We start from the raw sequence: 14,068 nt of genomic DNA on the forward strand, positions 1-14,068 counted from the left end.
GTTCACTAGGATTCCCTCCCTGGAGTGTCGATCCGGCTCGGTACGACGTCAAGGGGGCGTCCGCGCACTGGAGTCGGGGGTCTCCTTAGGGTGAGAAACATGTGACATAGTACTGGCGTGGCGAAGCGGCCGACCTGCGATGTCGTGGTCGTCGGAGCCGGGATGACGGGCGCGGCCTGCGCGCTGTACGCCGCCCGGGCCGGCCTTGAGGTACGGGTGGTGGACCGGGGCGCGGTGGCCGGCGGCACCACCGGGGCGGGCGAGGGGAACCTGCTGGTCTCCGACAAGGAGCCGGGCCCGGAGCTGCGACTGGCCCTGCTGTCGGCCCGGTTGTGGGCCGAACTGGCCGAGGAGCTGGGCGCCGCGATCGAGTACGAGCCCAAGGGCGGCCTGGTGGTCGCCTCGGCGCCCGGCGCGCTGGCCGCGCTGCGGGACCTCGCCGCCCGCCAGCGGTCCGCCGGCGTCACGGCCGTACCGGTGGCGGCCGACCGACTCGCCGATCTGGAGCCGTACTTGGCGCCCGGGATGGCGGGCGGGGTGCGCTACCCGCAGGACGCCCAGGTGATGCCCGCGCTGGCCGCAGCCCACCTGCTGCGCGCCTCCGGTGCCCGGCTGCACCTCGGCCACACGGTGACCGGGGTGCTGCGCGGGGCGGGCGGCACGGTGTACGGCGTCCGCACCGACCGGGGGGACCTCCACGCCCCGGCGGTGGTGAACGCGGCCGGCGTCCGGGGCGGCGAGCTCGCGGCGCTCGCCGGAATCCGGCTGCCGGTGCTCCCCCGGCGCGGTTTCGTCCTGGTCACCGAGCCGCTGCCGCGCCGGGTGCGGCACAAGGTGTACGCCGCGGACTACGTGGCCGACGTGGCCAGCGACTCGGCCGGGCTGCGGGCCTCGCCTGTGGTGGAGGGCACGGCGGCCGGGCCGGTACTGATCGGCGCCACCCGGGAACGGGTGGGCTTCGACCGCTCGCTGTCGCCGCGCGCGCTCCGGGCGCTCGCCGCCGGGGCCGTCGGGCTGTTCCCGTTCCTCCGGCGGGTCCGCGCGCTGCGGACGTACGCGGGCTTCCGGCCGTATCTGCCCGACCATCTGCCGGCGATCGGCCCCGACCCCCGCGTGCCCGGCCTGTTCCACGCCTGCGGGCACGAGGGCGCCGGCATCGGACTCGCCCCGGCCACCGGGCTGTCGATCGCGCGGGCGCTCACCGGGAAGACTCCGGAGCTCGATCTCACGCCGTTCCGGCCGGAACGGTTCGACCCAGAGGGAGGCGACGACGGTGGATCCCCTTGAGCTGACGCGGGCCCGGCCGGGCCCGGCCCACACCGCCACCTTCGACGGCCGGCCCCTGCGGGCGCTGCCCGGTCAGACGGTCGCGGCGGCGCTGTGGGCGGCGGGCGTGACGGCCTGGCGCGGCGCGCGGGGCACCGGCGAGCCGCGCGGGGTGTTCTGCGGCACCGGGGTGTGCTTCGACTGCCTGGTGGTCGTCAACGACCTTCCCGGCCAACGGGCTTGTCTGGTCCCGGTGCGCCCGGGGGACGTGATCCGCACCCAGCGGGGAACGGGCCGGGACGATGACTGAGCGGCCCCGGCTCGCCGTCGTCGGCGCGGGCCCGGCCGGTCTCGCCGCGGCCGTGACGGCCGCCGCGCGGGGTGTCCGGGTGCTCCTGGTCGACGCGGCCGACCAGGCCGGCGGGCAGTTCTACCGGCAGCCGGCCGCCGGCCTCGGCGCCCGCCGGCCCCAGGCCCTGCACCACCGGTGGCGCACCTGGGAGCGGCTGCGGACCGGCCTCGAACGGCACCGCGCGGCGGGCCGGATCACTCATCTGACCGACCATCATGTGTGGTGGGTGGCAGGCGAGTCGGGCTCCGGCGGGTTCACCGTGTACGCCCTGCGCGGGCCCGGGCAGGAGGAGGGCGTCACCATCCGTGCCGACGCCGTGCTCCTCGCCACCGGCGGCTATGAGCGGGTGCTGCCCTTCCCGGGCTGGACACTGCCCGGGGTCGTCACGGCGGGCGGAGCGCAGGCCATGCTCAAGGGGCAGTTGGTGCTGTCCGGACGGACGGCCGTGGTCGCCGGGACCGGGCCGCTGCTGCTGCCGGTGGCGACCGGGCTCGCCGCGGCCGGTGCCCGGGTGGCGGCGCTGGTGGAGTCCGCCGGTCCGGCCGCGCTGTCGCGCCGGATGCCCGCCCTCGTCGCGCGGCCGGACACCCTCGCCGAGGGCGCCGGGTACGCGGCCCGGCTGCTGCGGCACGGGGTGCGCACCCTGACCCGGCACACGGTCCTGGCGGCGCACGGCACCGAGCGGCTGGCGGCGGTGACGGTGGTCGCGCTCGACCGGTCCGGGCGCCCGCGGCCCGGTACCGCCCGCCGGGTGCGCTGCGACACGCTCGCCGTGGGCCACGGGCTGCTGCCGCACACCGATCTCGCCGAGACCCTCGGCTGCGCCCTGTCCGGCACCGCCGTACGGGTCGACGCCGAGCAGCGCACCGACGTGCCCGGCGTCTGGGCCGCCGGGGAGACCACCGGGGTGGGCGGCGCGGCGCTCGCGCTCGCCGAGGGGCACATCGCCGGGCAGTCGGTCGCCGCCCGGCTGTACGGCACCGTCCCGGACCCGCGCCGCCGGGCCGCCGCCGTCCGGGCGCGGGCGCGGGCGCGCGCGTTCGCCGCGGCGCTGGACGCGGTGTACGCCCCGCCCTCGGGCTGGGCGGACCGGCTGCCGGACGAGACGGTGGTGTGCCGCTGCGAGGAGGTCACCGCGGGGCGGGTCCGCGAGGCGGTCGGCGCGCTCGGCGCCGGTGACGCGCGCACCGTGAAGCTGCTCACCCGGGCCGGGATGGGCTGGTGCCAGGGCCGGATGTGCGGGCCCGCGGTGGCCGGCCTGACGGGCTGCCCGCTCGGCCCCGGCCGCCGGCCGTTCGCCCGTCCGGTACCGCTCGGCGTCCTGGCCGAACTGCCGGACACCGAGTGAGCCGGCGCCCCACAGTGCCATGTCACACCTCACTTAGACGGTTATCCGCCGGGAATGGGGACTTCCGATGTCCGATCTGCCGCACCGCCCCTGGCACGGCGTCCGCGTCGCCACCGCCCTGCCCTTCCGCGACGACCTCTCGGTCGACCACGACCGTTACGCCGAGCACTGCGCCTGGCTCGTCGCGAACGGCTGCGACGGCGTCGTACCGAACGGCTCGCTCGGCGAGTACCAGGTGCTCACCCCGAAGGAGCGGGCCCGGGTGGTGGAGACCGCCGTGGCCGCGGTCGGCGGGGAGCGGGTGATGCCGGGCGTGGCCGCGTACGGCTCCGCGGAGGCCCGCCGCTGGGCCGAGCAGGCCGGCGCGGCCGGCTGCGCGGCGGTGATGCTGCTGCCGCCCAACGCCTACCGCGCCGACGAGCGTTCCGTCCTCGCCCACTACGCGGAGGTCGCCCGGGCCGGCCTGCCGGTGGTGGCGTACAACAACCCGGTCGACACCAAGGTCGACCTGGTGCCCGAACTCCTCGCCCGGCTGCACGGCGAGGGGCTGGTGCAGGCCGTCAAGGAGTTCTCCGGTGACGTGCGCCGCGCCTGGCGGATCGCCGAACTCGCTCCGGGGCTGGACCTGTTGGCCGGAGCCGACGACGTGCTGCTGGAGCTGGCGACGGCCGGCGCCAAGGGCTGGGTGGCCGGCTACCCCAACGCGCTGCCCCGCGCCTCGGTGGAGCTGTACCGCGCGGCCGTGTCCGGCGACCGGGCCACCGCACTGCCCCTGTACCGGCGGTTGCATCCGCTGCTGCGCTGGGACTCCAGGACGGAGTTCGTCCAGGCGATCAAGCTCTCCATGGACCTCGCCGGACGGTACGGCGGCCCGGTGCGCCCGCCTCGGGTGCCGCTGCTGCCCGAGCAGGAGGCCGCGGTCCGCGCGGCCACCGGGAAGGCCCTGGCCGCAGGGCCGGCCTGACGACACGGAAGGAGGCCGGAAGATGCGCAGCAAACTCGTCCTGCACGCCGTCGACTCGCACACCGAGGGCATGCCGACCCGGGTGATCACCGGCGGGATCGGCACCGTGCCCGGCGCGACGATGAACGAACGGCGGCTGTACTTCCGCGCCCACCGCGACCACGTCAAGCGGTTGCTGATGAACGAACCGCGCGGCCACTCCGCGATGAGCGGCGCCGTCCTGCAACCGCCGGCCCGCCCCGACTGCGACTGGGGCGTCATCTACATCGAGGTCTCCGGCTATCTGCCGATGTGCGGGCACGGGACGATCGGGGTGGCCACCGTCCTGGTCGAGACCGGCATGGTGGAGGTCACCGAGCCGGTGACCACCATCCGGCTGGACACCCCGGCGGGGGTCGTGGTCGCCGAGGTCGCGGTGGCGGACGGCGCCGCCCGGAGCGTGACCCTGCGGAACGTGCCGTCGTTCGCCGCCGGGCTGGACCGCGAGGTGACCCTGCCCGGCGGCCGGACCGTCCGCTACGACCTCGCCTACGGCGGCAACTTCTACGCGATCCTGCCGATCGACGCCCTCGGGCTGCCCTTCGACCGCGCCCGCAAGGACGACATCCTGGCGGCGGGGCTGGCGCTGATGCGGGCGGTCGACGAGCAGGACGAGCCGGTCCATCCGCAGGACCCGTCCATCCGCGGCTGCCACCACGTCCACCTGTACGCGCCCGGCGCCACGGCCAGGCACTCCCGGCACGCCATGGTCATCCACCCGGGCTGGTTCGACCGTTCCCCCTGCGGCACCGGCACCTGCGCGCGCATGGCCCAGCTGCACGCCCGCGGTGAACTCCCGCTGCGCACCGAGTTCGTGAACGAGTCCTTCATCGGCACCCGGTTCACCGGGCGGCTGCTGGGCACGACCGAGGTCGCCGGGGTGCCGGCCGTGCTGCCCAGCTTCACCGGCCGGGCGTGGATCACCGGGACGGCACAGTACCTGCTGGACCCGGACGACCCGTTCCCCGAGGGGTTCGTCCTGTAGCGCCCCGGACTCCGCCACCGCCCCCGGCTTCCCCCGCCGTCCCCTCGCCTCCCGCACCGCCTCCGGCCTCCTCTACACTCACCCCGGTGATGCGTGACATGGCACAGAACACGCGCGACGCGGAGCTGTCCGCCCTCCCCCGGCTCGGCGGGCGGCGCAGCAGCTACCGCGAGCGGGTCGCGGACGCCCTGCGCGCCGCGCTGGTCGCGGGCGAGCTGCGGCCGGGCGAGGTGTACTCGGCGCCCTCGCTGGCCGCCCGGTTCGGCGTCTCGGCGACACCGGTCCGGGAGGCGATGCTCGACCTGGCCAAGGAGGGGCTGGTCGACACCGTGCCCAACAAGGGCTTCCGGGTCACCGTCGTCTCCGACCGGCAGCTGGACGAGTACACACAGATCCGGGCGCTCGTCGAGATCCCGACCGTGGCGGCCCTGGCCCGCACCGCCGACCGGGTCTCGCTGGAGGCGCTGCGCCCGGCGGCCCGGGAGATCGTCGCCGCCGCCGCGGCGGGCGACCTGATCGCCTACGTCGAGGCGGACACCCGCTTCCACCTCGGCCTGCTCGCCCTCGCGGGCAACGCGCACCTGGTCGAGGTCGTCGCCGACCTGCGGGGGCGCTCCCGGCTGTACGGGCTGACCGCGCTGGTGCGGGCGGGCCGGCTGCTGGCCTCCGCCGAGGAGCACCTGGAGCTGCTGGACGCCCTGCTGGAGCGCGACGAGCGGGCCGTGCACGCGCTCATGACCCGGCATCTGGGTCATGTGCGCGGGCTGTGGGCGGCGGACTGACCGCGTCCGGCGCCGGACATCTGGCGGCGGGAGGTCCACGCCGCGACGTTTTTTGCGCGATCAAGCGGCCCGCACGGAACAAAAAACGGCGATTTTGAGCCAGTTCCGCGCATCCCCGACCATGGAGCGCGTCCCGGTGATCCCGGGAACGTTCGTTCCATGAGAGGCGCACCACCCATGCACAACACCGGAACCGTCGCACGGTCGGCTCCGGCCTCCGCGGAGACCCCCGCGGCGCCGCCCACGGTTCCCGCCGAGGACCCCCGAGGCGACGCCGGCCGGCATGCCCGTCGGTTCGGCCTGCCCGTCGCCACCGCGCTGGTCATGGGCAACATCATCGGCGGCGGCATCTTCCTGCTGCCCGCCTCCATCGCCCCCTACGGCACGGTCAGCCTGGTCGCGTTCGTCGTGCTGACGGTCGGCGCCATCGCGCTCGCCCTGGTCTTCGGCCGGCTGGCCGCCCGGGACCCGCGCACCGGCGGCCCCTATGTCTACGCCCGCGAGGCGTTCGGCGACTTCGCCGGCTTCCTCGCGGCCTGGTCGTACTGGATCACCACCTGGGTGTCGAACGCGGCGCTCGCCGTCGCCGCCGTCGGCTACCTGGACGTGCTGATCCCGGTCAACGACCACCGCTGGACCGCCTGCCTGGCCGCGCTGGTCCTCCAGTGGCTGCCCGCCCTCGCCAACTTCGCCGGCACCCGGTACGTCGGCGCCGTCCAGCTGGTCTCCACCGTGCTGAAGTTCGTACCGCTGCTGCTGGTGGCGGTCGGCGGGCTGTTCTTCTTCGACCCGGACCGGCTCGGGCCGTTCAACGCGAGCGGGCACGGCGCGGTCGGCGCGGTCTCCGCCTCCGCCGCCCTGCTGCTCTTCTCCTACCTCGGGGTGGAGTCCGCCGCCGTCAGCGCGGGCGAGGTCAAGAACGCCCGCCGCAACGTGGGCCGCGCCACCGTCATCGGCACCGCGGGCGCGGCGCTGGTGTACCTGCTGGGCACGGTGTCGGTGTTCGGCACGGTCCCGCACGACCGGCTGGTGTCCTCCACCGCGCCGTTCTCGGACGCCGTGAACACGATGTTCGGGGGCAGCTGGGGCGGTACGGCGGTGGCGCTCGCCGCGCTGGTGTCGATGACCGGCTGCCTCAACGGCTGGACCCTGCTCAGCGCCCAGACGCCGTACGCGGCGGCGCGCGACGGGCTGTTCCCGAGCGCCTTCGCCCGCCGCCGGCGGGGCGTGCCCACGGTCGGCGTGGGCGTGACGGTCGTCCTCGCCTCGCTGCTCACCGTCTACAACTACTTCTCCGGCTCCAGCAAGGTCTTCGACGTCCTGGTCCTGGTGACCACGTTCACCGCGACCGTCCCGTATCTGCTGGCCACCGCCGCGCAGATCTTCCACCTGGTGGCCGGGCGGCCCGGGCAGGTCGACCGGGGGCGGCTGGTGCGGGACTCCGTGATCACCGCCGTGGCCGCCGCGTTCTCCGTCTGGCTGATGGCGGGCGCCGGGTACGCGGCGGTGTACCAGGGTGTGCTGTTCCTGTTCGTCGGGATCATCGTCTACGCGGTGATGGCGGCGCGCCGGCAGCGCGGGCGGACGCCGGCGGGCGAGGCTCCGGCGTCCGAGGCCTCAGCGGTCGAGGCGGCGTAGCCCACCGGCCCCCGGCTCCGTGACCCCCGGCACCTCGGTGTCCGGGGGTTCGTCGTATCCGCCCTCCGTGTCCATGCCCGCCGTGTCCCCGCGCCCGGTGTCCGGGGGCGCGGTGTGGATCCCGGGCCGGTACTTGGGGACGCGGAGGGTGACCTTCGTCCCGGCCCCGACGCCCGTCTCGATCACCAGGCCGTGCTCGTCGCCGTAGACCTGGCGCAGCCGCTCGTCCACGTTGCGCAACCCGATGCCCGCCGTCGGGCCGTCCTCGCCGCGCAGGATCCGGCGGAGCCGGCCGGGCTCCACGCCCACCCCGTCGTCCTCGACGACGATCCGGGCCGTCGCCCCCTCGTCCCGCGCGGTGATCGTGATCCGGCCGCGCCCGGCGCTCCCCTCCAGCCCGTGCTTGACCGCGTTCTCCACCAGGGGCTGGAGGCAGAGGAAGGGCACGGCCACCGGCAGCACCTCGGGGGCGATCCGCAGGGTGACCTCCAGCCGCGGCCCGAACCGGGCCCGGACCAGCTCCAGGAACTGCTCGACGGCGCGCAGTTCCTCGGCCAGGGTGGTGAACGCGCCGTGCCGGCGGAAGGAGTAGCGGGCGAAGTCGGCGAACTCCAGCAGCAGCTCGCGGGCCCGCTCGGGGTCGGTACGCACGAAGGACGCGATCGCCGCCAGCGAGTTGTAGACGAAGTGCGGGGAGATCTGCGCCCGCAGCGCCCGGACCTCCGCCTCGATCAGCCCGGTGCGGGCCCGGTCGAGGTCGGCGAGTTCCAGCTGGACGGAGACCCAGCGCGCCACCTCCTCGGTGGCCCGCGCCCCGGATCCCGGCTCCCCCGCGCCGAGCACGACGAGGGCGCCGGGCACGCGCCGGTCCACGGTGAGCGGAGCGGCGGCGCCCCAGCGCACCGGGCAGTCCGGGTCCGGGCAGGCGACGGCGAAGGTCTGCGCGCGGCCGGTGCCCAGCACCTGGCGGACCCGTTCCAGGGCCGCCTCCGCGTGGTGCCGGCCCGGCCCCTCCCAGGCCAGCAGCCGGTCCTCGGCGGTGAGCGCGAGCGCGGCCGTGCCGAACAGCGGCCGCAGCCCCCGGACCGCCTTGCGGGCGGCGTCCGGGGTGAGTCCGGCGCGCAGCGGGGGCGCGGCCACGGACGCGGTGTGCAGGGTGCGGAAGGTGGCGCGTTCCACGGGGGTGCCGGGGTCCGGGCCGCCGCGGACCGTCCGGCGGGCCAGCAGGCGTCCGGTGGCGAGCCCGGCGGCGAAGAGCAGCGGGGCCCCGGCGGCGAGCAGGGCGAGGCCGTTCACGGGCGCGTGCCCTGGGCCGCGTACCGCCGGAGCCGGTGGGTCGTCATGGCGTCGTCACTCCTCGGCGGGTGCTGGGCAGGTCCCGGCCGGCCGGGTGTTCGGGCAGATGGAGGCGGGCCATGGCGGCCTCGGTGCCGGGCGGTACGCGGTCCCTGGTCGCCAGGGACACCAGGATCATGGTCAGGAAGCCGAGCGGGACGGACCACACGGCGGGCCAGGCGAGCAGGGAGTGCGCCCAGCCGCCGGCCGGCGGCCCGGCGATGGTCAGGGTGACGGCGGTGAGGGCGCCGCCACCGCCGGCGAGGAGTCCCGCGATGGCGCCGGGCGGGGTCAGGCCGCGCCACCAGATGCCGAGCACCAGCAGCGGGCAGAAGGAGGAGGCGGCCACGGCGAAGGCGAGTCCCACGGCGCCGGCGACGGGGAGCTGGCCGGCGGCCACGCTCACGGTGCCGGGCACGGCCACCGCCGGCAGCGTGGCGAGCCGGAAGCGGCGGACGCCGAGCGAGGGCAGCACGTCCTGGCTGAGCACGCCCGCGACGGACAGGGTGAGCCCGGAGGCGGTGGACAGGAAGGCGGCGCAGGCACCGGCGGCGATCAGCGCGCCGAGCAGATCACCGGCGGTGCCGCCGAGCAGCCGCTCGGGTAGGACGAGGACGGCGGCGTCGGTGTCGCCGGTGAGCAGCAGGTCGGGGGCGTAGAGCCGGCCGAGGACGCCGTAGAGGGGCGGCAGCAGATAGAAGCCGCCGACGAGGGCGAGCACGATCACGGTGGTGCGCCGGGCGGCGCGGCCGTCGGGGTTGGTGTAGAAGCGGACGAGGACGTGCGGCAGCCCCATGGTGCCGAGGAAGGTGGCGCAGATCAGCCCGTACGTGGCGTAGAGCGGGTGCTCCTCCTCGCCGCCGGACAGCGGTGCCGCCCAGCCCGCGGCGCCGCCCGGCCGGCCGTCGCCGGGCACGCGCTCGGGCACCGGGGTGCCGGGCGGGAAGCGCAGGGTGGTCCCGGCCCGGATCTCGTGCACCCCGGGGTCCAGCGCCAGCGGTGTGCCGTCGTAGGTCCTGCCGTCCACGGCACCGCTCGCCACGGCCCGCAGCGGCGCCTCGATCCGCAGCCGTACGGTGCTGTCGACGGTGACCTGGGTGTGCCGGCGGAAGGCCGGCGGTTCCTCCAGGGCTCCGGCGGGGCGCGGGTCGCCGTGCCAGGCGAGCAGCAGGAACAGGGCGGGGACGAGGAGCGCGATCAGCTTCAGGCAGTACTGGAACGCCTGCACGAAGGTGATGCCGCGCATGCCGCCGGCGGCCACGGCCAGGGTGACGACGACGGCGACGAGCACGCCGCCGAGCCAGTGCGGGGCGCCCGTGACCAGGCCGAGGGTGAGGCCGGCGCCCTGGAGCTGGGGCAGCAGGTACAGCCAGCCGACACCGACGACGAGCACCCCGGCGACCCGCCGGGCGGCCGGGGAGCCGAGTCGTGAGTCGGCGAAGTCGGGCAGGGTGTAGGCACCGGAGCGGCGCAGCGGGGCGGCGACGAACGCGAGCAGGACGAGGTAGCCGGCCGCGTAGCCGACGGGGAACCAGAGCATCTGGACGCCCTCGGCGGCGACGAGCCCGGCGATGCCGAGGAAGGAGGCGGCCGAGAGGTACTCCCCGCTGACGGCCATGGCGTTGAGGTACGGCGGGACGGTGCGGGAGGCGACGTAGAAGTCGGAGGTGGTGCGGGAGACGCGCAGCCCCACCGAGCCGATCACCAGCGTGGCCAGGACCGCCGTCGACACGGCCACGACGCCGTACGTCTGGTTCACCCGGCGGCTCCGGAACCCCGGACCCCGGTCACCGCCTGGTCCCCTCGTCCCGTTCCACGGCGTCCCGTTCGTTGCGCTCGGCCCGTACGACGTACCACCGGCCGATGACGACGAACACCGGGTAGGCTCCGACTCCGAGCACGGCCCAGACGAGCAGCGCGCTGCCCGGCCGGACTGCCGGGTCGGGCAGCGCGGCGAACACCAGCGGCAGCGGCCCGATCAGCCCGACGAGCATGCCGAACGCGACGATGCCGAGCCTGAGTTGACGGCGCATCAGGTCCCTGACCACGGCGGCGTCCTGGGGCCGGGTCCGGGCGGGGGGAACCGGGCCGGGGGCCGGGCGGGACGTCCGGGGTGCCCCCGTGACCACTTCACGTCGGGGAGTCCCGGGTCCACCCATGCCGCGCCCTCCGGCCCGCGAAGATCACACGTCGCAGTGGAGTGTACGCACCCCCGGACCGAAGGGACAGCTCCCGGTGGGCGCCGGTCCCCGCCCCCGCCCCCGCCGCCGCCGAGACCCGTGCCCCCGGTCGGCCGGTGCCGAGCCGAAAACCGTGCGGGCCTTCGGGAATGCGGCTCCCGGCGCTTGTGGGGAGTTCCGGTGGTAACGGCGAGATCCCCATGGATAGAATGTCGCGCGCCGCTCGCGATGGCGGTCGGCGAGGTCGGTGGTGGGGGCGAGGGTACCGTGTTCGAGCTGCGCGAACTCCCTACGTTTGAGCTGCGGAAATTCCCGGACCGGGGCGGTCCCGCCCAAGAGCCTGAACGCGTGTTCGCTTTTTCTGGCCCGCACTCCTTACGGCTCACCCGCGATATCCTCCGGCGATCACCATAAAGCGGCCCATGCACAGCGGCGTGGGCCCTTTTTCTTTGCCTCGGGGGCTTCGTTTTCAGGACACGGCGGCTTCGTTTTCAAGACAAGGAAAGTGTGGAGTGTGATGCCATGAACCGAGTCGGCAGAGACTCGCGCCGGGCGGCCGGGGGGCTCGCGCAGCCACTGGCGCGCACCGGCTTGTCCCTCCTCTTACTGGCGGGCGCCGCCGTCGGGGCGACGGCCGGACCGGCCACCGCCGCGGCCGACGACGGCACGCTGACGGTCCAGGTCCTGCGTGACTTCTTCGGCACCGGCGTGATCAACACGACGATGGACGTGCCGCAGCGGGGCATGCGGGTGGAGGTCTCCGATCCCGCCGGGCACCGGGTCACCGGTGTCACGGACACCACCGGAAAGGTCGTGGTGTCGGAGTCGGCCGCGCTCGACGGCGGCCGGTACCGCGTCGACGTCAGCGTCCCGGAACCGTACCGCCGCTATCTGCGGGCGGCGCCCGCGTCGACGGCGGAGAACCACTTCGACAGCTTCACGTCGTTCGTGGACGTGTCGGACGGCAAGGACGCCTCGGTGGTGACCGGGGTGTGGGATCCGGCCGACTACGCGCTGCCGGACACCCGGTACTTCGTGCCGGTCCACAACGGCCCGAACGGGAACGACAACCGGGCGCTGGTGGCGTTCGGGACCGAGGTCCGGCGCACGTGTCCCACCGACGCGGCGTGCCCGACCACGCTGGCCACCCAGGCCCAGGTGGGCACGACGTTCGGGCTGGCGTACGACACGTACCGGACCCGGCTGTTCCAGAGCGCGTTCGCCCGCCGGTACACCCCGTACGGGCCGCAGGGCGGTGGCGCGATCTACACGGTGCCGGTCGACGGCTCGGGTGCCCCGAAGCTGTTCGCGCGGGTACCGGACGCCACGGTGACGCGGCACGACACCGCCAACATGATCAAGGACGCCGGGTTCACCGACGCGCCCGGCAAGGAGAGCATCGGCGGCCTGGCCCTGTCGGAGGACGGCACCACGCTGTACGCGGTGAACCTGCGGACCCGCAGCCTGGTGAGCTTCGACGCGACCGGCGCCACCGCCTCCACGCCCAAGTCGACGGTCCCGATCCCGGACCCGGGGTGCGCGAGCCGCGACGACTGGCGGCCGTTCGGACTCCAGACCCACGACAACACGCTGTACGTCGGCGGGGTGTGCAGCGCGGAGAGCACGCAGCGGCGCGAGGACCTGAAGGCCGTCGTCGCCACCTTCGACGGGAAGCGGTTCACCACAGTGCTGAGCCACCCGCTCACGTACGAACGCGGCAGGGTCTTCGGCAGCGGCGACCGGGGCACCCACTGGAACCCGTGGAACACCAGCCTGGACACGTGGGACGACCGCAAGTCGGGCAACGTCTTCATCGACCCCCAGCCGGAGTTGGCCTCCCTCGCCTTCGCCCGGGACGGCTCGATGGTCCTGGGCTTCCGCGACCGGTTCATGGATGTGCTCAGCTGGGGAGGGCTGGACCCCCGCCCGGACAACGACAATCCGGAGAACGCCATGTCCGGTGGTGACATCACCATGGTCTGCGCCACTCCCACCGGTGAGTACCAGTGGGAAGGCACCGGGAGCTGCCCCAACAACGCCACCCCCGCCAACAACGGCGGCCAGCCCGCCGACGTCGTCGAATACTTCCCGGGCGACTCCTTCGCCAACGCCCACCAGGAGACCTCGCTGGGGTCGGTGGCCTACATCCCGCAGCAACAGTGGGTCGTCAGCACCGAGTTCGACCCGGTCGAGCAGGTCGCGACCTCGGGGACCGGGTACCACGACATCACGACCGGTGAGGGCCCGGGCAACGCTCCGAAGGCCAACGGGTACCAGTTCGTCAGCTCGGCCCAAGGCGGGTTCGGCAAGGCCGGCGGGCTCGGTGACATCGCCTACGCGGCGGCGAACGCGCCGATCCAGATCGGCAACGTCGTGTGGTTCGACGGCGACCACAACGGCATCCAGGACCCGGGGCACGTACTCCTGCCGGGAGCGACGATCAACCTGCTGGACGCGGACGGCGAACAGGTCGCCACGACCAGGACCAACGCGGCCGGCGAGTACTACTTCGGCGGTGTCGGCGCCGCGTACCAGCTCACGCCCGGCGCGAAGTACACGGTGCAGTTCGACGTGTGCACCGCGGACACCAGCCAGGTGCCCGAGCAGCCGGCGGCGAGCGAGCTGAGGTTCACGCTCCCGCGGGCCGGTGACAACCGCGCGCACGACTCCAACGTGACCCCGCCGACCACCGGGGAGCTGTGCAACGGCTACGCGCCCGTCACCGCTCCGGACAAGCCGGGCGGCGTCGACCACACCATCGACGCCGGGGTGTACATCCCGAAGGAGTCCCCCAGCCCGAGCCCGACTCCGACCCCGACTCCGACTCCGACTCCCAGCCCGAGCACCACGACTCCGGCGCCGTCCCCGAGTTCGCCGCCGGCCTCGCCACCGGCCTCGACGCCGCCGTCACCGGTGCCGCCGGTCGGCCCGGCCCCGGGTGGCGGGGGCGGGGGCGGTTCGATGGCGAACACCGGTATGACCGGGGTGCCGACACTGGTCGGCCTCGCCGGTCTGCTGGTGGGCGCGGGCCTGGTCATCGCGTTCGTGACCCGGAACCGTCGCGCCCGGCACCACTGAACGCACCGCACCACACCGCACCACGGTGATCCGCCCGTCCGCGCTCCGGACGGCGCGCACGGGCGGATCACGTCCCGGCCGGCCCCCGAGGGCCGGCCTTG

At 74.8% G+C, this 14,068-nt stretch carries 11 protein-coding genes; 8 read left to right on the forward strand and 3 right to left on the reverse strand.

Features of this window, described 5'->3' with window-relative positions:
* The first annotated feature begins 117 nt into the window (after positions 1 to 117).
* The 7 genes from ACSURM_RS05385 (at position 118) to ACSURM_RS05415 (ending at position 7,374) form a co-directional block, all read left to right on the forward strand.
* Entirely contained in the window at positions 118 to 1,287 is a 1,170-nt protein-coding gene (locus ACSURM_RS05385; protein ID WP_436953800.1) for an NAD(P)/FAD-dependent oxidoreductase, read from the forward strand.
* Positions 1,274 to 1,576, forward strand: a complete 303-nt coding sequence (locus ACSURM_RS05390) for a (2Fe-2S)-binding protein (protein ID WP_436953801.1) — start codon at positions 1,274 to 1,276, stop codon at positions 1,574 to 1,576. The genes ACSURM_RS05385 and ACSURM_RS05390 overlap by 14 nt, the downstream gene beginning before the upstream one ends.
* The gene (locus ACSURM_RS05395; protein ID WP_436953802.1) at positions 1,569 to 2,966 is read left to right on the forward strand and encodes an FAD-dependent oxidoreductase; all 1,398 of its coding nucleotides are present in this window, start codon (positions 1,569 to 1,571) and stop codon (positions 2,964 to 2,966) included. The genes ACSURM_RS05390 and ACSURM_RS05395 overlap by 8 nt, the downstream gene beginning before the upstream one ends.
* A 67-nt stretch (positions 2,967 to 3,033) precedes the next feature.
* Complete coding sequence (locus ACSURM_RS05400; RefSeq protein ID WP_436953803.1) at positions 3,034 to 3,930, forward strand: dihydrodipicolinate synthase family protein; 897 nt, start codon at positions 3,034 to 3,036, stop codon at positions 3,928 to 3,930.
* A gap of 22 nt (positions 3,931 to 3,952) precedes the next feature.
* Positions 3,953 to 4,954, forward strand: coding sequence for a proline racemase family protein (locus ACSURM_RS05405; RefSeq protein ID WP_289971509.1), 1,002 nt, complete (start codon positions 3,953 to 3,955; stop codon positions 4,952 to 4,954).
* A gap of 98 nt (positions 4,955 to 5,052) precedes the next feature.
* Entirely contained in the window at positions 5,053 to 5,736 is a 684-nt protein-coding gene (locus tag ACSURM_RS05410) for a GntR family transcriptional regulator (RefSeq protein WP_436953804.1), read from the forward strand.
* A 177-nt stretch (positions 5,737 to 5,913) separates the two neighbouring features.
* Positions 5,914 to 7,374, forward strand: coding sequence for an amino acid permease (locus tag ACSURM_RS05415; RefSeq protein WP_436953805.1), 1,461 nt, complete (start codon positions 5,914 to 5,916; stop codon positions 7,372 to 7,374).
* Here ACSURM_RS05415 and ACSURM_RS05420 read toward each other — a convergent pair.
* The 3 genes from ACSURM_RS05420 to ACSURM_RS05430 are packed head-to-tail and all read right to left on the reverse strand — an operon-like array spanning position 7,354 to position 10,757.
* Positions 7,354 to 8,670: a histidine kinase gene (locus ACSURM_RS05420; RefSeq protein ID WP_436953806.1), complete on the reverse strand. Its 1,317-nt coding sequence runs from the start codon at positions 8,668 to 8,670 to the stop codon at positions 7,354 to 7,356. The two genes, ACSURM_RS05415 and ACSURM_RS05420, sit on opposite strands and share 21 nt — an antisense overlap.
* A 43-nt stretch (positions 8,671 to 8,713) precedes the next feature.
* Complete coding sequence (locus ACSURM_RS05425; protein ID WP_436953807.1) at positions 8,714 to 10,468, reverse strand: cation acetate symporter; 1,755 nt, start codon at positions 10,466 to 10,468, stop codon at positions 8,714 to 8,716.
* A gap of 28 nt (positions 10,469 to 10,496) precedes the next feature.
* Positions 10,497 to 10,757 carry a hypothetical protein gene (locus tag ACSURM_RS05430; RefSeq protein WP_436953808.1) on the reverse strand — a complete coding sequence of 87 codons (261 nt, stop codon included), beginning with the start codon at positions 10,755 to 10,757 and terminating at the stop codon, positions 10,497 to 10,499.
* 654 nt (positions 10,758 to 11,411) lie between these two features.
* On the opposite strand from ACSURM_RS05430, the gene ACSURM_RS05435 reads away from it, so the two are divergent.
* Entirely contained in the window at positions 11,412 to 13,967 is a 2,556-nt protein-coding gene (locus ACSURM_RS05435) for an SdrD B-like domain-containing protein (protein ID WP_436953809.1), read from the forward strand.
* Positions 13,968 to 14,068: the final 101 nt, after the last annotated feature.

This window comes from Streptomyces sp. SudanB182_2057, assembly GCF_964272715.1.
In the GTDB taxonomy this organism is placed as follows: Bacteria; Actinomycetota; Actinomycetes; order Streptomycetales; family Streptomycetaceae; genus Streptomyces; species Streptomyces rubradiris.